This window comes from Micromonospora sp. NPDC050695 (assembly GCF_040654415.1).
In the GTDB taxonomy this organism is placed as follows: Bacteria; Actinomycetota; Actinomycetes; order Mycobacteriales; family Micromonosporaceae; genus Micromonospora.
Genome location: NZ_JBFAHZ010000052.1, coordinates 1 through 17,528, shown reverse-complemented (window position 1 = coordinate 17,528; position 17,528 = coordinate 1). Strand labels below are relative to the sequence as shown.

The 17,528-nt window shown below is 70.4% G+C and carries 15 protein-coding genes and 1 tRNA gene; 8 read left to right on the top strand and 8 right to left on the bottom strand.

What is annotated here, in order from left to right; all coding sequences use genetic code 11:
• Positions 1-78: 78 nt before the first annotated feature.
• Positions 79-678, top strand: coding sequence for a copper resistance CopC family protein (locus tag AB0H52_RS26590; RefSeq protein ID WP_225854616.1), 600 nt, complete (start codon positions 79-81; stop codon positions 676-678).
• Between the two features lie 110 nt (positions 679-788).
• On the opposite strand, the gene gltX is transcribed toward AB0H52_RS26590, so the two are convergent.
• The 3 genes from gltX to AB0H52_RS26575 are packed head-to-tail and all read right to left on the bottom strand — an operon-like array spanning position 789 to position 4,872.
• On the bottom strand, positions 789-2,198 hold the full coding sequence (gene gltX, locus AB0H52_RS26585) for a glutamate--tRNA ligase (RefSeq protein ID WP_357950794.1): 1,410 nt from the start codon (positions 2,196-2,198) through the stop codon (positions 789-791).
• 50 nt (positions 2,199-2,248) lie between these two features.
• Positions 2,249-3,526, bottom strand: a complete 1,278-nt coding sequence (locus AB0H52_RS26580) for an MFS transporter (RefSeq protein WP_357950791.1) — start codon at positions 3,524-3,526, stop codon at positions 2,249-2,251.
• The gene (locus AB0H52_RS26575; protein WP_357950788.1) at positions 3,523-4,872 is read right to left on the bottom strand and encodes a GH1 family beta-glucosidase; all 1,350 of its coding nucleotides are present in this window, start codon (positions 4,870-4,872) and stop codon (positions 3,523-3,525) included. Before AB0H52_RS26575 ends, AB0H52_RS26580 begins: the two co-directional genes overlap by 4 nt.
• Positions 4,873-5,060: 188 nt before the next feature.
• On the opposite strand from AB0H52_RS26575, the gene AB0H52_RS26570 reads away from it, so the two are divergent.
• A complete protein-coding gene (locus AB0H52_RS26570; protein ID WP_151491082.1) occupies positions 5,061-5,510 on the top strand; it encodes an SRPBCC domain-containing protein in 450 nt (149 codons plus the stop codon).
• 154 nt (positions 5,511-5,664) lie between these two features.
• Here the strand turns inward: AB0H52_RS26570 and aceE are convergent, their stop codons facing one another.
• Complete coding sequence (gene aceE, locus AB0H52_RS26565; RefSeq protein WP_357950785.1) at positions 5,665-8,403, bottom strand: pyruvate dehydrogenase (acetyl-transferring), homodimeric type; 2,739 nt, start codon at positions 8,401-8,403, stop codon at positions 5,665-5,667.
• 185 nt (positions 8,404-8,588) lie between these two features.
• On the opposite strand from aceE, the gene AB0H52_RS26560 reads away from it, so the two are divergent.
• Positions 8,589-8,993: a YjbQ family protein gene (locus AB0H52_RS26560; RefSeq protein ID WP_192580533.1), complete on the top strand. Its 405-nt coding sequence runs from the start codon at positions 8,589-8,591 to the stop codon at positions 8,991-8,993.
• Positions 8,994-9,093: 100 nt separating this feature from the next.
• Here the strand turns inward: AB0H52_RS26560 and AB0H52_RS26555 are convergent, their stop codons facing one another.
• A complete protein-coding gene (locus AB0H52_RS26555; protein ID WP_357950782.1) occupies positions 9,094-9,291 on the bottom strand; it encodes a hypothetical protein in 198 nt (65 codons plus the stop codon).
• Between the two features lie 94 nt (positions 9,292-9,385).
• Here AB0H52_RS26555 and AB0H52_RS26550 point away from each other — a divergent pair, with 94 nt between their 5' ends.
• The 5 genes from AB0H52_RS26550 to AB0H52_RS26530 all read left to right on the top strand — a co-directional run bounded on the left by AB0H52_RS26550 (position 9,386) and on the right by AB0H52_RS26530 (position 13,542).
• Positions 9,386-9,790 (top strand): MarR family transcriptional regulator, encoded by a 405-nt coding sequence (locus AB0H52_RS26550; protein WP_151493336.1) that lies wholly within the window; start codon positions 9,386-9,388, stop codon positions 9,788-9,790.
• 51 nt (positions 9,791-9,841) lie between these two features.
• Positions 9,842-12,292: a thiamine pyrophosphate-dependent enzyme gene (locus tag AB0H52_RS26545; protein WP_357950779.1), complete on the top strand. Its 2,451-nt coding sequence runs from the start codon at positions 9,842-9,844 to the stop codon at positions 12,290-12,292.
• Between the two features lie 113 nt (positions 12,293-12,405).
• Positions 12,406-12,843 (top strand): DUF3052 domain-containing protein, encoded by a 438-nt coding sequence (locus tag AB0H52_RS26540; RefSeq protein WP_110565654.1) that lies wholly within the window; start codon positions 12,406-12,408, stop codon positions 12,841-12,843.
• An 85-nt stretch (positions 12,844-12,928) separates the two neighbouring features.
• Positions 12,929-13,393, top strand: a complete 465-nt coding sequence (locus tag AB0H52_RS26535) for a peroxiredoxin (protein ID WP_151489707.1) — start codon at positions 12,929-12,931, stop codon at positions 13,391-13,393.
• A 77-nt stretch (positions 13,394-13,470) separates the two neighbouring features.
• Positions 13,471-13,542: transfer RNA gene (locus tag AB0H52_RS26530), tRNA-Val, on the top strand.
• Positions 13,543-14,431: 889 nt separating this feature from the next.
• Here the strand turns inward: AB0H52_RS26530 and AB0H52_RS26525 are convergent.
• The 3 genes from AB0H52_RS26525 to AB0H52_RS26515 all read right to left on the bottom strand — a co-directional run bounded on the left by AB0H52_RS26525 (position 14,432) and on the right by AB0H52_RS26515 (position 16,705).
• A complete protein-coding gene (locus AB0H52_RS26525; protein ID WP_357950814.1) occupies positions 14,432-15,109 on the bottom strand; it encodes a transposase family protein in 678 nt (225 codons plus the stop codon).
• A 262-nt stretch (positions 15,110-15,371) separates the two neighbouring features.
• Positions 15,372-16,370: an IS3 family transposase gene (locus AB0H52_RS26520; RefSeq protein WP_357950776.1), complete on the bottom strand. Its 999-nt coding sequence runs from the start codon at positions 16,368-16,370 to the stop codon at positions 15,372-15,374.
• Positions 16,371-16,372: 2 nt separating this feature from the next.
• Entirely contained in the window at positions 16,373-16,705 is a 333-nt protein-coding gene (locus AB0H52_RS26515) for a hypothetical protein (protein WP_357950774.1), read from the bottom strand.
• Between the last annotated feature and the right edge of the window lie 823 nt (positions 16,706-17,528).

Here is a 17,528-nt window from a genome sequence, read left to right as displayed (position 1 = left end):
GAGCGGTTTGATCAGCGGGCGGATCGTACCCTTACGGAGGGGTTCATGGGGGGCAGGGTTACACGTTTGGGACGGGTCATGCCAGTGGTGATCGGCGTGGCGTTCGGTGTGTCGTTGCTGGCTCCGGCGACGCCGGCCGCCGCACACAACGAGCTGACCGGCAGCGATCCGAGCAACGGCGCCCGGGTGGCCACCGCGCCCACCCGGATCCAGCTCCGTTTCCTGGCGAAGCCGGACCCCGCTACGACGAAGATCACAGTAACCGGACCGGACACTGTGGTCGCTGGCGGCCCGCCGGCGTTCGCCGGCAGTCGGGTGAACGTGCCGTTCAAGCCCGGCGCCGCCGGGCTCTACATCGTCGGTTACCAGGTCACGTCCGGTGACGGGCATCCGGTGAAGGGCGAGGTGCGGTTCACCCTCACCACCGGCACCGCCGCCGGCCCGTCCGCCACGCCGTCGGTCGGCGGCACCGCCGCGACCGGCTCACCCTCGGCCGGCCCGTCGACCGTCGGGCCGTCCTCGGCCCCGACGGGCAGCTCGACGGCGTCCGCCGTGCCGGCGGCGTCGCAGCGGTCCGACTCCGGGAGCCGTTGGTGGCTCTGGGCGCTCGGCGGCCTGGTGCTGCTCGCCGCCCTGGCCGCGGGCCTCGTGTTCCGCCGCCGGCGCGGGGCGCGGTGACGACGGGACGCCCGGGCTTGATCAGGTGCTGAGAAGGAGGGGTCAGGGCCGCCCCTGACCTGCTTCTCAGCACCTGATCACCGCAGCGCCGGTGGGCGGCGGCCGGTCGGTCAGACCAGGCGGAGGCGTGCGGCGCGCATCCGGGCCAGGGTGCGCTCGCGGCCGAGCACCTCCAGCGACTCGAACAGCGGCAGGCCGACGGTGCGGCCGGTGACCGCGACCCGTACCGGCGCCTGCGTCTTGCCGAGCTTGAGGCCACGCTCGGTGCCGACCGCCTCCAGCGTCGACTTCAGCGACTCGGCGTCCCAGGACTCCAGAGCCTCGAAGGCCGCGACGGCGTCGTCCAGCAGCTCCGCCGAGCCGTCCTTCATGGTCTTGGTCCAGGCCGCCTCGTCGATCAGCGGTGAGGCGAGGAAGAGGAAGTCGACGTTCGGCACGATCTCACTGAGCACCGCGAGCCGGGTCTGGGCCAGCGGTGCCACCGCGGCGAACGCCTCGGCGTCGTACTCCTCGGGCTGCCACGGGGGCGGCGCGATGGTGCCGGTGCCGGTCAGCCAGGGCTGGCAGGCGTCGATGAACTCGGCCACCGGCAGCGTCCGAATGTACTCACCGTTGAACGCGCGCAACTTCTTCTCGTCGAAGAACGCGGGGGAGGGGTTGACCTCCTCCAACCGGAACTCGTCCTCGATGACCGACCAGGGGACGATCTCCCGGTCGCCGGAGGGCGCCCAGCCGAGCAGCATGAGGTAGTTGCGCATCGCGCCGGCGAGGTAGCCCTCCTCGCGGTACGCCTCCAGGGCCACCTTGTCCCGGCGCTTGGAGAGCTTCTGCCGCTTCTCGTTGACGACCACCGGCACGTGCGCCCAGACCGGCGGCTTGACCCCGAGGGCGTCCCAGAGCAGCTGCTGCTTGGGGGTGTTGGGCAGGTGCTCCTCGGCCCGGATCACGTGGGTGATCCCCATGGTCATGTCGTCGACGACGTTGGCCAGCAGGAAGACCGGCGAGCCGTCGCCCCGGGCGATGACGAAGTCCTCGATGAGCTTGTTCTCGAAGGTGGGCTCGCCCCGGATCAGGTCGACGACCACTGTCCTGCCCTCGTCCGGCGTACGGAAGCGCAGCGCGTGCCCCGGACCCGGGCCGAGGCCACGGTCGCGGTGGTAGCCGTCGTAGCCCTGGTACTGCGAGCCGGTGCGGGCCTGCACGTCCTCGCGGGTGCAGTCGCAGTAGTAGGCGCGGCCCGACTCGTAGAGCCGTGCGGCGGCGGCGCGGTGCTCGCCGGCGTTCTCCGACTGGAAGTACGGGCCCTCGTAGCTGCCCCGGGAGATGCCGATCCAGTCCAGCGCGGAGAGGATGCCCTCGGTCCATTCGGGCTTGTTGCGCGCCGCGTCGGTGTCCTCGACGCGCAGCACGAACACCCCGCCCTGCTGCTTGGCGTAGATCCAGTTCTGCAGCGCCGAGCGGGCGCCGCCGACGTGGAACATACCGGTCGGGGAGGGGGCGAAGCGCACACGTACTGTCACGTCCCCCAGCCTACGGCGCTACGCGACTGCTTTCCGCCACGCCCCCTGGCTCACCGGACTGAGCGGATCTTGACGACCAGGGCGCTGCCGACCAGGGTCACCACGGCGGTGACCGCGTAGAGCGTCGGATAGCCGCCCAGGTGGACGACGAGCGGCGCGGAGAGCGCCGGCCCGAGCACCTGCGGCGCGGAGTTGGCAATGTTGATCACGCCGAGGTCCTTGGCCCGGTCGGTGGCCCGGGGCAGCACCTGGGTGATCAACGCGGCGTCCACCGAGAGGTAGACGCCGTAGCCGGCGCCGAGCAGCAGCGCGGCGACGATCGCCATCGGCCAGATTGGCGCGACGGCGAGCAGCAGCGCGGCCACCGCCATGATCAGGCCGGAGGCGATCACGTAGACCTTGCGTCGCCCGGAGCGGTCGGACAGCCGTCCGGCGACCACGGCGGTCAGCATCATGCCGAGCGTGTACAGCAGGATCAGCACCAGCAGGCCACCCTCGGGGTCGGGGTGGCGCACCCCGTCGGTGAGGAAGTACAGCAGGTACAGGGTGCCCAGGGCGTTGCCGAGCTGGACCAGGAACCGGGTGATCCAGGCCCAGGCGAAGTCCGGGTGCCGGCGCGGGCTGATCCACATCGACGCCAGCAGCGCCCGCGTGCGCAGCGCCGGCCGGTGCGCGCGGGGCAGCGGGTCGTCGGGCGTGAACAGCGCGAACGGCAGCGACAGCAGCAGGATGGCCACCGCGATCGCCAGATAGCCGGCGGCGTTGCCGGTGACCACGGCGGTGACCAGCACCGCGCCGAGCACCAGCCCGAGCGCCTGCGGGATGCCCACCCAGCCGGACACCCCGCCACGCTGCGGCACCGGAACCCGGTCCGGGATGGCGGCGGTCAGGCTGGCCAGCATCGCGTTGAAGCACACCTGGGCGGCGACCCAGCCCAGCGCGACCCCGGCGATGGTGCGCTGCTGGGCCAACAGCACCAGCGCCGCCGCGCCGAGCACCGCGCCGCCGGCGGTCCAGACGTGCCGCCGGCCGAACTCCCGGCCGAGGATGCGCAGGCAGGTCCGGTCGGACAGCGCGCCCGCGAGGGGGTTGGCGAGCACCGCGGCCAGCGCGCCCAAGCCGGTGACCACGGCCAGCATGGTCTCCTTGGCACCGGGCGCGATCTGCTCGATCTGCTGCGGCAGCAGCACCTGGATCGGGGTGAAGAACGCCATCCACACGCCGAGGTTGGCCGCGAAGATCAGCCCGATCCAGCCGCGCCGCACCGGCACGGTCGGCTCGGCGAGCGCCGCCGGCAGCGACGTCGGCGTCGGGTCGACGGTGGTCACCGTGCCGACCCCGGCCGGCTGGCCGCGAGCACGTCCCGCAACCAGGTGTACGACGACTTCGGCGTACGCGTCTGAGTGTCGTAGTCGACGTGCACCAGACCGAAGCGCTTGGTGAACCCCTCGGCCCACTCCCAGTTGTCCAACAGCGACCAGACGAAGTACCCGCGGACGTCGACTCCGTCGTCGATGGCGGCCCGCACCGCCCGCAGGTGCCCGTCGAGGTACGCGATCCGCTCCGGGTCCGCCACCTGCCCGTCGGCGTCCGGCACGTCGTCGTACGCGCAGCCGCTCTCGGTGACCTCGATGGGCGGCAGCGCGTCGCCGTACGTGTCACGCAGCCAGCCGAGCAGCTCGCGCAGCCCGTCCGGTGCCACCGGCCAGTCGAAGGCGGTACGCGGGTAGCCGTCCAGCGCGACGAGGTCGAACGGCAGCGGGGAACCCTCCTCGGCGGCCCGTACACCGGTGGGGTTGTAGTAGTTGACCCCGAGCACGTCGAGGGGCGCGGCGATGGTCTCCAGGTCGCCGGGGTGGATGACGCTCGCGTCGAAGCCGGGCAGGTCCGGGTAGCCGCGGCCGAGCAGCGGATCCGTGAAGAGCCGGTTGTGCAGCGCCTCGTACGCGGCGCCGGCGGCCCGGTCGGCGGCGGTGTCGCCGAGCACCCGCACCGGGGAGTAGTTGTTGGCGATCGCCACCGGGCTGCCGCTGCGGGCGCGCAACGCGGCGACCGCGAGCCCGTGCCCGAGCAGCTGGTGGTGGGCCACCGGAAAGGCGTCGAAGAGCAGCATCCGGCCGGGGGCGTGCACGCCCATCCCGTAGCCGAGGCTCATGTGGATGAACGGCTCGTTGAGGGTGATCCACAGCCGGACGCGGTCACCGAGGCGGGCGGCGGTGAGATCGGCGTATTCGGCGAAGCGGGCGGCGGTGTCGCGGTGCAGCCAGCCGCCGGCGTCCTCCAGGGGCTGGGGCAGGTCCCAGTGGTAGAGGGTGGCCACCGGGTCGATGCCGGCGGCCAGCAGTTCGTCGACCAGCCGGTCGTAGAAGTCCAGACCGGCGGCGTTGGCCGGGCCGGTGCCGGTGGGCTGCACCCGGGGCCAGGCGATGGAGAACCGGTACGCGGAGACGCCCAGGCCGGCCATCAGCGCGACGTCCTCGGCGTACCGGTGGTAGTGGTCGCAGGCGACCTCGCCGCTGCTGCCGTCGCTGATCCGGCCGGGGGAGTGCGCGAACGTGTCCCAGATGGACGGCCCGCGTCCGTCGACCGTGGCGGCGCCCTCGATCTGGTGCGCCGAGGTGGAGACACCCCAGCGGAAGCCGGCGGGGAACTGGGGCATCGGTGCGGTCGGCATGCGCCCTCCCGATCAACGTGAAACGTGTTCGGGACTCTAGGGCGCTGTCGATGAATGCGCCATAGGCCGGCTTGGCGCATTCCGCAATGGTTGATCGGCGTGTCTTTTTCCGAACCCGTCCAGGTAAGTCCGATTTAGCGCATAGAGTGCCGATATCGTGGGATGTCCTCACTGGAGGAAAGACGGAAATGATCCTCGTGGAACGCAGTGCGCACGTGGCGGCGCCGGTGGAAGTGGTCTGGGACGTCGTACAGCGGGCCGAGCAGTTGCCGGCCTGGCTGGCGGGAGTCCGCGCGGCCGAAGTGCTCTCCGGAGAGGGCTTCGGACGGCGGCAGTTGGTCCAGGCGGGGCGCGGTTCGGCGCATGAGGCCGAGGTGATCGCCTACCAGGAGCCGAACCTGATCGGCTGGCGGGAACGGGCCAAGGGCGCCGGTGCTCGCGCGGAGGCGCGCACCGAGATCTACGTCCAGCTCACTCCCGACGAGGAGGAGGAGGGCGGGACCATCGTGCGGCTCATCGTGGTCCGCTGGCCGGCCGGTCCGGTCAAGGCGGCCCTGCTGCGCCTGGGGCTGCGCCGGGTGGGCGCCGACCTGGAGGACTCGCTGGCCCGGTTGACCGACCTGGCCGCCGTCGGCTGACAGCGCCCGTCCTCCCGGCGCCCCCCGCGTAGGCGGTGGTCCGGATCCCAGCCAGGGACCCAACCCCCGCCCCGCCCCCCGCGCCCCGTCCGGGTAGGGGAAGCCAGAAGGGCCCGGCGCACCAGCGCCGGGCCCTTCCTGGTCGTACTCGAAATCAGCTGTCGCCGCCGGTCTCGCCGACCGGGGCGGCGTTGACGTCGTCGATCGCGTACTTCTTGGCGGCCTCGGCCGGCACGGTGGCCGCCACCGCGCCGCTGCGGGCGAGCTGCCGCAGCGTGGCCACCACGATCGACTCGGCGTCGACGTGGAAGTGCCGACGCAGCGCGTGCCGGGTGTCCGACATGCCGAACCCGTCGGTGCCGAGCGACGTGTAGTCGCCCGGTACCCAGCGGGCGATCAGGTCCGGTACGGCGCGCATCCAGTCGCTGACCGCGACCTTCGGCCCGTCCGCGTCCGCCAGCTTCTGCTGGATGTACGGCACCTTCGCCTCGGCGCCCGGGTTGAGCAGGTTGTACTCCTCGGCCTCCACCGCGTCGCGGCGCAGCTCGGTCCAGGAGGTCACCGACCAGACGTCCGCGGCCACACCCCAGTCCTGGGCGAGCAGCTGCTGGGCCCTGAGCGCCCACTGCATGCCGGTGCCCGAGGCGAGCACGTTGGCCTTCGGCCCGTCGACCTGCGGCGCCGGCGAGTAGCGGTAGATGCCCTTGAGCAGGCCCTCCAGATCCACGCCGGCCGGCTCGGCCGGCTGCAGGATCGGCTCGTTGTAGACCGTCAGGTAGTAGAAGACGTTCTCCTGCGCGTCCCCGTACATCCGGTGCAGGCCGGCTTCCATGATGTGCGCGATCTCGAACGAGAACGCCGGGTCGTACGCGACCACCGCCGGGTTGGTGGCGGCGATCAGCAGCGAGTGGCCGTCCTCGTGCTGCAGACCCTCACCGTTGAGCGTGGTACGCCCCGCGGTCGCGCCGAGCAGGAAGCCGCGCGCCATCTGGTCGGCCGCCGCCCACAGCCCGTCGGCGGTCCGCTGGAACCCGAACATCGAGTAGAAGATGTACATCGGGATCATCGGCTCGTCGTGGGTGGCGTACGCCGAGCCCGCGGCGGTGAACGACGCGACCGAACCGGCCTCGTTGATGCCCTCGTGCAGGATCTGCCCGGTCGTCGACTCCTTGTACGACAGGAACAGCTCCCGGTCGACCGAGGTGTAGCGCTGGCCGTGCGGCGAGTAGATCTTCGCGGTCGGGAAGATCGAGTCGAGGCCGAAGGTGCGCGCCTCGTCCGGGATGATCGGCACCCAGCGCTTGCCGAACTCCTTGTCCTTCATGATGTCCTTGAGCAGGCGGACGAAGGCCATCGTGGTGGCCACCTTCTGCTTGCCCGAGCCGCGCTTGACGTCGGCGAACCGCTCCGGACCGGGGATGGTCAGCCGCTTGGTGCTGGTCCGCCGCGACGGCAGGTAGCCGCCGAGCTGCTCGCGCCGCTCCTTGAGGTACTGGACCTCATCGGACTTCTCACCCGGGTTGTAGTACGGCGGCAGGTAGGGGTTGTCCTCCAGCGCCGAGTCCGGGATGTCCAGGTAGAGCCGGTCGCGGAAGGTCTTCAGATCCTCCAGCGTCAGCTTCTTCATCTGGTGGGTCGCGTTGCGGCCCTCGAAGTGCGAGCCGAGCGTCCAGCCCTTGATCGTCTTCGCCAGGATGACCGTCGGCTGACCGGTGTGCTCGGTGGCCGCCTTGTAGGCCGCGTAGAGCTTGCGGTAGTCGTGCCCACCCCGCTTGAGGTTCCAGATCTCGTCGTCGCTGAGCGGCTCGACCATCTTGCGGGTCCGCGGGTCGCGGCCGAAGAAGTGCTCCCGCACGTACGCGCCGGACTCGGCCTTGTAGGTCTGGTAGTCACCGTCGGTCGTGGTGTTCATGAGGTTGACCAGCGCGCCGTCGGTGTCCGCGGCGAGCAACGGGTCCCACTCACGGCCCCAGACGACCTTGATCACGTTCCAGCCGGCACCCCGGAAGAACGCCTCCAGCTCCTGCATGACCTTGCCGTTGCCGCGGACCGGGCCGTCCAGCCGCTGCAGGTTGCAGTTGATCACGAAGGTGAGGTTGTCCAACTCCTCGCGGGCGGCCACACCGATGGCGCCCAGCGTCTCCGGCTCGTCCATCTCGCCGTCGCCGAGGAACGCCCACACGTGCTGCTGCGAGGTGTCCTTGATGCCGCGGTGCTGTAGGTACCGGTTGAACCGGGCCTGGTAGATCGCGTTCAGACCGCCGAGCCCCATCGAGACGGTGGGGAACTCCCAGAAGTCCGGCATCAGCCGTGGGTGCGGGTACGACGGAAGACCGCCGCCCGGGTGGGACAGCTCCTGACGGAACCCGTCGAGCTGGTGCTCGTTGAGCCGCCCCTCCAGGAACGCCCGCGCGTACATGCCGGGGGAGGCGTGGCCCTGGTAGAAGATGTGGTCGCCGCCGCCGGGGTGGTTCTTGCCCCGGAAGAAGTGGTTGAAGCCCACCTCGTAGAGCGACGCGGAGCTGGCGAAGGTGGAGATGTGCCCACCGACGCCGATCTCCGGGCGCTGCGCCCGGTGCACCAGCATGGCGGCGTTCCACCGGACGTACGCCCGGATCCGACGCTCGACATGCTCGTCGCCCGGGAACCACGGCTCGCGTTCCGACGGGATGGTGTTGATGTAGTCGGTCGTGGTCAGGGGCGGAACCCCGACCTGGCGCTCACGGGCCCGCTCCAGCAGGCGCAGCATGACGTAGCGGGCGCGTTTGGCACCCCGCTCGTCGATGACACCGTCAAGCGACTCGACCCATTCGCTGGTCTCTTCAGGGTCGATGTCCGGAAGCTGGCTCGGTAGGCCGTCGCTGATCACCGGGCGCTTGCGTTCCGTAGCCACAGGCGTTCCCTCGGTTGTGTGTGGGATAGGTCTCTGGCGCCATCCTGCCCCCTGGTGGCACCCGCCGTCACGTCTAGGTGCCCCGGACGCGATGCTGAACACAGGTACCCGTCGGTAACTTAGCGCTACGGCCCGTCTTTCCCCACCCTCCCGTCGTCTGTGCCCACTGCGGCAGAATGCGACGTATGCGCAGTGACGTGATCACCGTCCAGACCGGGTCCCGGCCGACCGTCCGGGACATCACCGCGGAGGCCCAGCAGTTCGTCTCGACCGAGGGCGACGGCCTGCTGCACGTCTTCGTGCCGCACGCCACCGCCGGACTGGCGATCATCGAGACCGGGTCGGGCTCCGACGACGACCTGATCACCGCCCTGGACGCGCTGCTGCCCACCGACAACCGCTGGCGGCACCGGCACGGCTCACCCGGCCACGGCCGCGACCACGTGCTGCCCGCGTTCGTCCCCCCGTACGCCACGCTGCCGGTGCTCGGCGGCCGGCTCGCCCTGGGCACCTGGCAGTCGATCTGCCTGGTCGACACGAACGGTGACAACCCGACCCGCCAGGTCCGCTTCTCCTTCCTCCCCGGCTGACCGCTGTCCTGGGGCGACCATCCCGCCTCTTGTCGCGTCGGGCGAGTTATGGCCGGGCGGTCTCCTGCTCGACGGTCTGCTGACCGATGTGGCCCCGTCGTCAGGCCTCGCCGCCGCGTCGACCGCCGGACTGCTGCTGGTCGCCCCGGCCGCCGCCGGCTGGTGCGCCCGGTCGCTGCGTCCCGCGGACCCGGTGCCGGCCGAGCCGGCCCCGCCCCCGCCCCCGCCCCCGCCCCCGCCCGCGCCCCGCGCCCGGCCGGCGTGCCCGGACCGGATCGCTGAGCTGGACGAACGGCACGACTGCGTACGATGTGGCGGTGACTCAGGAGGCAGGAGCCGCAGCAGGTCGACCGGTGGACCGGGACGGTCTCGCGGCCGACGTGGTGCGTCGGATGGCGCACCTGACGGCCTCCGTGCGGCACCGGCAGGGCACCGCGTTCGCCGAGTTGGGGCTCACCCCGGCGGCGGCCCGGGCGCTGCACGAGCTGGACCCGGACCATCCGCTGCCGGCCCGTGACCTCGCCGACCGGCTCAGCTGTGACCGGTCGAACGTGACGGCGTTGGTCGACCGGCTGGAGCAGGCTGGTCTGGTCGAGCGCCGGACCGACCCGGCCGACCGCCGGCAGAAGACGCTCGTGGTGACCGGTGACGGCCGGGCCGTGCGCGACCGGGTGGCCGAGGTGATGTCCGACTCCCGACTCCTGGCCGGCCTGACCGACGAGGAGCTGGGCACCCTCCGTGACCTGGTGTGGAAGGTGTCCGACGGCGGCCTTCCGGAGCCGTGCGGCCCGGAGTGAGTCGACCCGTGCCGGCCGTGTCCCACTGGGCGACCAGGGCTCGCGTCGGTAATGCTGTCGGACGTGACCACCCCGCAAGATCTCGACGACCGGTTCCGGGAGACGCTGGCGGCACTTCCCGCCGCGCCGCGGCGGCGTGACCCCGCCGACCCGGTCACCGACGACGCCCCGCTGACCGGCGCGCGACTGTTGGACCTGTTCGACGCGCAGGTGACCAGCCGGCAGCTCGACCTGGCCGGTCGTTGGCTGCGCAGCTTCGGGGAGGGCTTCTACACCATCGGCTCGGCCGGGCACGAGGGCAACGCGGCGGTCGCCGCCGCGCTGCGCCCCACCGATCCGGCGTTGCTGCACTACCGCTCCGGGGCGTTCTACTGCGTGCGGGCCGCCCAGGCCGCCGCCGACACCGCGCCGGCCGAGACTCCCGACGCCGAACCGGCCGACGACCGGCAGCAGGCCGTCGACCGTGAGCAGGGCACCGACCCGGCCCCGGCCACCGAGGTCGAGCCGGCCGGGTCCGCGCCGCCCGCCGGCGGATTCGCGCCGTACGCCGAGGCGGCCCGCGACGTGCTGCGCGGCATGGTCGCCTCCAGTCAGGAGCCGATCGCCGGCGGCCGGCACAAGGTGTTCGGCCGGGCCGACCTGAACGTCGTACCGACCACCTCCACCATCGCCTCACACCTGCCCCGGGCGGTCGGGATGGGGCTCGCGGTGGAGCGACTGCGCCGGCTGGACAGCGCCGGACGCCGTACCGGCGCGGGAGTGCGCGTCGGCGACGGCGTCTCCCCGTGGCCGTCGGACGCCATCGTGGTCTGCTCCTTCGGCGACGCCTCGGTCAACCACGCGAGCGCCACCGCCGCGTTCAACACCGCCGGCTGGTACGACCACGCCGGACTGCGCATCCCGGTGCTCTTCGTCTGCGAGGACAACGGGCTGGGCATCAGCGTTCGCTCCCCGCAGGGGTGGGTGGAGGCGGCGTTGCGGGCCAAGCCGGGCATCCGGTACGTCAGCGCCGACGGGGCCGACCCGGTGCGGACGTACGAGGTGGCGCAGGAGGCCGTGGACTGGGTGCGCCGGCACCGCCGTCCGGCCGTGCTGCACCTGCGCACCGTGCGGCTGATGGGGCACGCCGGCGCCGACGCGGAGTCGGCGTACCGCGGCCCGGCCGAGCTGGCCGAGGACCTGGACCGGGATCCGGTGGTCGCGACCGCGCGGCTGCTCGTGGACGCCGGCGTGGCCACCGGCGAGGAACTGCTGGCCCGGTACGACGAGACCGGCTGGCAGGTACGCCGGATCGCCGAGGAGGTGTTGGGCGAGCCGAAGCTGGCCTCGGCGGCCGACGTGGTGTCGGCGTTGGCGCCCCGGCGTCCGGTGCGGGTGGCGCGGGCAGTGGGTGACGCGGCGGCGCGGGCCAGCGGGCCGGGCGCCGCCGCGCGGGCGGAGGCCTTCGGGGGTAAGCCGCCGGAGCTGGCCGGCCCGCTGACCCTGGCGCAGAGCATCAACGCGGCGCTCGCCGACGGCCTGCTCGACCATCCGCAGATGGCCATCTTCGGCGAGGACGTGGCCGCCAAGGGCGGGGTGTACGGGGTGACGAAGGGGCTGCGCGACAAGTTCGGGGCGGCCCGGGTCTTCGACACCCTGCTCGACGAGACGTCGGTGCTGGGGCTGGGGTTGGGCGCGGGGTTGGCCGGGATGCTGCCGGTGCCGGAGATCCAGTACCTGGCCTACCTGCACAACGCCGAGGACCAGCTGCGCGGCGAGGCGGCCACCATGCGGTTCTTCTCGCAGGGGGCGTTCCGTAACCCGATGGTGGTGCGGGTGGCCGGGCTGGCGTACCAGGAGGGGTTCGGCGGGCACTTCCACAACGACAACTCGGTGGCCGTACTCCGGGATGTGCCCGGTCTGGTGATCGCGGTGCCGGCGCGGCCGGACGACGCCGCGCCCATGCTGCGGACCTGCCTGGCGAGCGCGGCGGTGGACGGCAGCGTCTGCGTGTTCCTGGAGCCGATCGCGCTCTACCACACCCGCGACCTGTACGCCGAGGGTGACGGGGAGTGGCTGGCGGGCTATCCGGAGCCGGGCGCGTGGGTGGCCGGGCACGTGCCGGTCGGGCGGGCACGGGTCTACCAGGTGGGCTCGGCCGACGACCTGACCATCATCACCTTCGGTAACGGGGTGCGGATGTCGCTGCGGGCCGCGGCGGTCCTCGCCGAGGAGGGGGTGGGCACCCGCGTGGTGGACCTGCGCTGGTTGGCTCCCCTGCCGGTGGCCGACATCATCCGGGAGTCCTCCGCGACGGGCCGGGTGCTGGTGGTGGACGAGACACGCCGGTCCGGCGGGGTCGGCGAGGGCGTGATCGCCGCCCTGGTCGACGCCGGATATGTGGGCGCGGCGCGCCGAGTGGCCGGAGTTGACTCGTTTGTACCATTAGGTCCGGCAGCACGTCATGTTCTGGTCTCCACGGAAGCCATTACCGACGGTGCCCGTACGCTGCTGGCACGGTAAATTCCGTTCCACCCGGTGCGCCACTTGCGCGCAGAGGCACAACTGTGTGGACTTTGCCTGACGGCGTCGAACCCGACGCCGCGAGCAGGGACGAGATGAGGAGGCACGCGACAGTGAGCGCGACCGCTGGTCAGGCCGCCGACGGGGTACGCAGCCTGGCGGACCGGTTCGGGATCGAACCGGGGATGGTCGTCATGGAGATGGGGTACGACGACGACGTCGACCAGGATCTCCGCGACGCCCTGACCGACCGCTGTGGAGAGCTTGTCGACGAGGACACCGACGAGGTGGTCGACGCGGTGCTGGTCTGGTACCGCGACGGCGACGGTGATCTCTTCGAGCTTCTCGTCGACGCCCTCGGCCCGCTGGCCGACAACGGGGTCGTGTGGCTGCTCACGCCGAAGGCGGGGCGTGACGGGCACGTCGAGCCGAGCGAGGTCGCGGAGTCCGCGCCCACGGCCGGCCTGCAGCAGACCTCGACCGTCAACGCCGGCCGGGACTGGAGCGGCGCCCGCCTGGTGCTGCGCCGCGGGGCCAAGGCCAAGAAGTAGGCCCGGCCGCATCGCACGCCCGGCGGTCGGTACCGCCGGGTGTGGCAGCCTGGTGCCGTCCCTCTGACTCGACCGAGGAGATCGCATGCCCATCGAGGTTGGTGCCGAGGCACCGGACTTCGTGCTGAAGGACCAGAACAACCAGGAGGTCCGGCTCTCCGACTTCCGGGGCAGGCGCACCGTGCTGCTGGTCTTCTACCCGCTGGCCTTCACCGGCACCTGCCAGGGCGAGTTGTGCGAGGTGCGGGACAACCTCAACGAGTACGTGAACGACGACGTCCAGGTGCTGACGATCAGCGTCGACTCGGTCTACAGCCACAAGATCTGGGCCGACCGGGAGGGCTACCAGTTCCCCCTGCTGGCCGACTTCTGGCCGCACGGTGGCGTCGCTCAGGCGTACGGGGTCTTCAACGAGGTCGCCGGCTTCGCCAACCGGGGCACCTTCGTCATCGACAAGGCCGGCGTGGTGCGCTTCGCCGAGATGAACGGCCCGGGCGGGGCCCGCGACCAGCAGGGCTGGCGCAAGGCCCTCGCCGAAGCGGCCATCTGACCGGGGTACGCCGTGCGTCCGGGCCGGCGGCAAGCAGGTAAGCTTGCCAGCCACCGGCCCGCCACACGGGGCGTTCCGGGCGCGTAGCTCAGTGGGAGAGCACTCGCCTTACAAGCGAGGGGTCGCAGGTTCGAAACCTGCCGCGCCCACCCTTCACCACCAGCGGAAATCCCCCCGAGAAGATCAGCTCCCGGGGCGGTGACAGCAACGGGGGTCCAAGCTGTGCTGCTGCCCACGCCGCCGCCACCCGGATCATCCGGGCCATCCTTGTACGCCGAGTCGCCGAGGGGGCCCGCTACCCATGATGAAAATGGCTCATGTTTACCTTCCTGAGCCCTGGCGTGAACCTGCCGACCGCCACAGCCGTTTAGTTGATGACGGGAAGGTGCTGGGTTGCTGGCGTCTCGCAACATGAAGCCCGGTCAGGGCGGCGCTTAACGCGAAGGAGCGCAAAGTGCGTGATAAGGATGCGGTAACCGATGAGGATTTGCAATGGTCGGCCAGATATCTAAGAGACATGGCTCAGCCGTGTAATATTCGCGCAATTGAGTTGCCCCCGGATACTCCGATTTCCCGAGCCGAGTATACCTCATTCAGGTTCTGGAAGGCGAAGGGTAATGATCCATATAGATTCTATGAATTTTACGAAGGTTTGAGTGCTCGAATCGAGTCAGTAAGGGCGGCTCGTGCTCGCGCCTCGACCTCATCTGTTTCGATGATTAGAAGCGGAACAGATAGTCCAGCTCCCTATTCGGCCTCCGGGTCCTCTAGTTCAGCCTATTTGGTCTCTGGGTCCTCTAGTCCAGCTGTAACCAATCAGCAGGGCGCAGGGCAGGCGGCAGCGCCTAAGCGGTGATTCGGATGACCGCGACGCCTCGCGGTATTCACTGGAGCTGAACGCAGATCCCGCTTGTCGATGGCGTTGCCCTGGTCGTCGAGTTGGTAGCCCGTGAGCCATGCCCAGCCTCGATAGGCCGGCTTGCCGGCTTTGGGCCGTCCGGACTGTAGCGGGTGCCGGCTGAGCCTAAGATCATGCCATTACCAGGTCGTCAGAGGGAAGCTGGGGGGACGCCCAACAACTGACCACCGATGCGAGGCGTAACAGTTCAGGTCCTCGATCTTCTCCGCCGGGTACGCGCTGGCCTGCGGTCCCGGCACGACGGGTTCCTCGGCGAGGCTGGGGGAGGGGCTGGCGCTCGGGCCGCGGCCGCTCGGGGGGCGCGCCGGCGAGGTGGCCGCCGGGCCGGACGCGGTGGTCTTCCCGTCGCGCAGCAGGAAGAAGCCGCCGACCAGGCCGAGGCACAGCACCAGCAGGACGACCACGACGCCTCCGACGACGGCGGCGACGATGGCGGTCTGGTTCGAGCTGGTGGGCGGCTGGGCGGCTACCCACCCGGGCGTGCCGATCGGGTCGCCGGGCTGCGCTGGCAGCTCCGTGGCGGGCGCCTGCTCCGGTGCCGGCGCGGGCTCGGGCGACGTGTCCGGTGCGGGATCGGGGCGTCGCCATGGACGACGTCGGCGGCGTATCCGCAGGCGGTGCAGGACATCCTGCGGGGTCCGCGCCGCCCACTGCCGGATCGCAGTCACCGAGGCGTTTCCCGCCACCAGCGTGGCGCAGGCGGTCAGCACCAGGATCACCAGCAACGGATGCCGAAGTCCTCGTAACCGCCGCGGGTCGGGCACCTGCCGGAGCCGGTCGAGCAGCGACGACGCCACCGACAACGGGCCAACCCCACCCGGGTCTACCGCGAGTTCGGCTTCCCACAAGGCCAGCTCGGCGAGGTGGTCGACAACAGGGCTGATCGGGGAAATGACGACACGAGCGCGACTCCTGAAACGATCTTCTGGCGTAAGCACCCGAAAGATCATCAGAAGTCGCGCTCGTCTACAACTCCAGCCCCGCCTGATCCTCAACCCGGACAGAACATCTCAAGCCGGAACAACGGAACCTGTCAAGTCAAGTGAGACGTTTTCGTGTTCAGGTGTTCTGTAGTTCGGTGGGTTGAGCTGCTGGTTTGTTGATCCATACCGTGGTTGGTAGGGCGGGTGGTCGGGGTCGGCGGGTGAACCGGTCGGGGTGGGCGCGCCAGGCGGCGTCGAGGGTGGCCTGCCGTTGGTCGTGCACGTCGCCTGCCGTGTCGTAGTGCACCGAGGCGGGGGTGTGCAGGCCGATGCCGCAGTGGCGGTGTTCGTGGTTGTAGTAGGTGAAGAACTCGGCGCAGAACTCGCGGGCGTGGTGCAGGGAGTCGAACCGGTCGGGGCACGCGGGGCAGTACTTCAAGGTCTTGAACTGCGCTTCGGAGTACGGGTTGTCGTTCGATACCCGGGGTCGGGAGTAGGAGCGGGTGACGTCAAGGTCGGCGAGCAACTCCGCGACGGGTTTCGAGGTCATCGACGAGCCGCGGTCGGCGTGCAGGACCTCGGGGCGCACGCCGTTGCGGGCGATGGCGTCGTCGATGAGTTCGCGGGCGAGTAGCGAGTCTTCGCCGCCTGCGACGTGCCAGCCGACGACGTAGCGGGAGTACACGTCGATGATGACGTAGAGGCGGTAGAACACGCCCCGCTGCCCGGTCTTGAGGCGGGTGATGTCCCATGACCACACCTGCGACGGGCCCCTTGCCACCAACTGCGGGATGGTGCGGGCCGGGTGGGTGGCCTGCCGGCGACGTTCCCGGCTTTCACCGGCTTCTCGCAGAATCCGGTACATCGTGGACTGTGAGCACCAGTAGCGGCCCTGGTCGAGTTCACGGGCCCAGACCTGCGCCACGGACATCTCCGCGTACTCATCGCGATGCAGCACATCAAGGACGGTCTGACGTTCGGCCGCCGACAGCGTCGACGGTGGGGGTGTCTTCGGCCGCAGCGGATGCGACACCACGGGCGGCTGCCGCAGCCGGTAATGCGTGGCGCGGGACCGACCGGTCAACCGGCACGCCCCGGCGACCCCGACCAGCGGCATCAGCTTGTCGAACGCCATGTTCAGCGCCTCCTGGCCGGCCGTGTCGTGTCGCCCGCGCTCTCGGACAGCGTCTCCAAGAGCGCGTGCGCTTTTCCCATGATCTCCAACGCGGTCTTCGTCCGCGCCAGGTCCGCTTCCAGACGCTCGTTGCGCCGCCGCAACCGCTCGATCTCCGCCGCCTCGCCGCTGCGGCGCCGACTCTCAGACACCGGGCTCTTTCGGGTGCCCAGAGCGGTCAACGCGCCCGCGTCACGGGCGGCCCGCCACTCCAGGATGTGCGAGTGATACAGGCCCTCCCGACGCAGAATTGCCCCACCCTCACCAGCGACCTTCGCCGCCTCGTACTCCGCCACAATGCGTAGTTTGTACTCCGCCGTGAACGTTCGCCGTTTCGGCCGTCCACCCTGCTCACCAGGCGTATTGGGTAGCGTCACGATGATCCTCTTCCTGTCTCCCGGCAAGCCTAACGCTCCCGGAATGGCTGCCTCATCTCAGCCTGACAGACAGGGCAACGCCGGGCCGTGTGCCGACTCCAACACTCAAAGAGTTGGGAGTTGTAAGCCCAAGTCACTTTCGCCCCGGGGCTGAGACAACGCCACCCTGGCCATTCGTATTGGAGACAGTCCACGGGCCGTGGGGGATCTGACCACTAGGTTCCGGCCGGCCGGAAGCGCCGGGACTGTGCCCCGGGACGCTGCTGACCAAAGAGGCTGTTTCCCACAAGGGTACGGCCGACGGGTTGAGCCGCTGGTCGACCACCGGCTGCGGCGGTTGGGGTCGGCCGCTGCCCGGGGGATTCGGCGGCACAGGGAGACGGGGGATACCTGCCGGACTCAGCGATTGGGGGGCTGCGACTGGGACCGGAACTGGGAACAGGGCATGGGGGAAGCCACCTCGTGTCGGCGCGGGCTCCGACACCTGCCGGCGTGCCTCCGGTACCTCCGTTGCTGTGGCGCGAACTTCCGCAACGAGGTCGCTTGAGATGCGATCCTTGATATCTTTATTATCCCAGGACCTTGTCATCCACTCACCACCTATCCGTTCTGGCGGTCGATATGGGTATCCATACATCGGGATCCTCCTAGTACGGCAGCCGCCATTTGCTAGTTGGCCAGGGCATGGTCTCGGTTGAGTCGGGTGCGTTGGTGGAACCAGCGTGCTCGGGCTTGGTGGCGG

Bases quoted from the DNA above. Each gene is read 5' to 3' on its own strand.
- AB0H52_RS26590 (WP_225854616.1), top strand. From the start codon at position 79: ATGCCAGTGGTGATCGGCGTGGCGTTCGGTGTGTCGTTGCTGGCTCCG.
- AB0H52_RS26575 (WP_357950788.1), bottom strand. From the start codon at position 4,872: ATGCCGACCGCACCGATGCCCCAGTTCCCCGCCGGCTTCCGCTGGGGT.
- AB0H52_RS26570 (WP_151491082.1), top strand. From the start codon at position 5,061: ATGATCCTCGTGGAACGCAGTGCGCACGTGGCGGCGCCGGTGGAAGTG.
- AB0H52_RS26560 (WP_192580533.1), top strand. From the start codon at position 8,589: ATGCGCAGTGACGTGATCACCGTCCAGACCGGGTCCCGGCCGACCGTC.
- AB0H52_RS26550 (WP_151493336.1), top strand. From the start codon at position 9,386: ATGGCGCACCTGACGGCCTCCGTGCGGCACCGGCAGGGCACCGCGTTC.
- AB0H52_RS26545 (WP_357950779.1), top strand. From the start codon at position 9,842: ATGCTGTCGGACGTGACCACCCCGCAAGATCTCGACGACCGGTTCCGG.
- AB0H52_RS26535 (WP_151489707.1), top strand. From the start codon at position 12,929: ATGCCCATCGAGGTTGGTGCCGAGGCACCGGACTTCGTGCTGAAGGAC.
- AB0H52_RS26520 (WP_357950776.1), bottom strand. From the start codon at position 16,370: ATGGCGTTCGACAAGCTGATGCCGCTGGTCGGGGTCGCCGGGGCGTGC.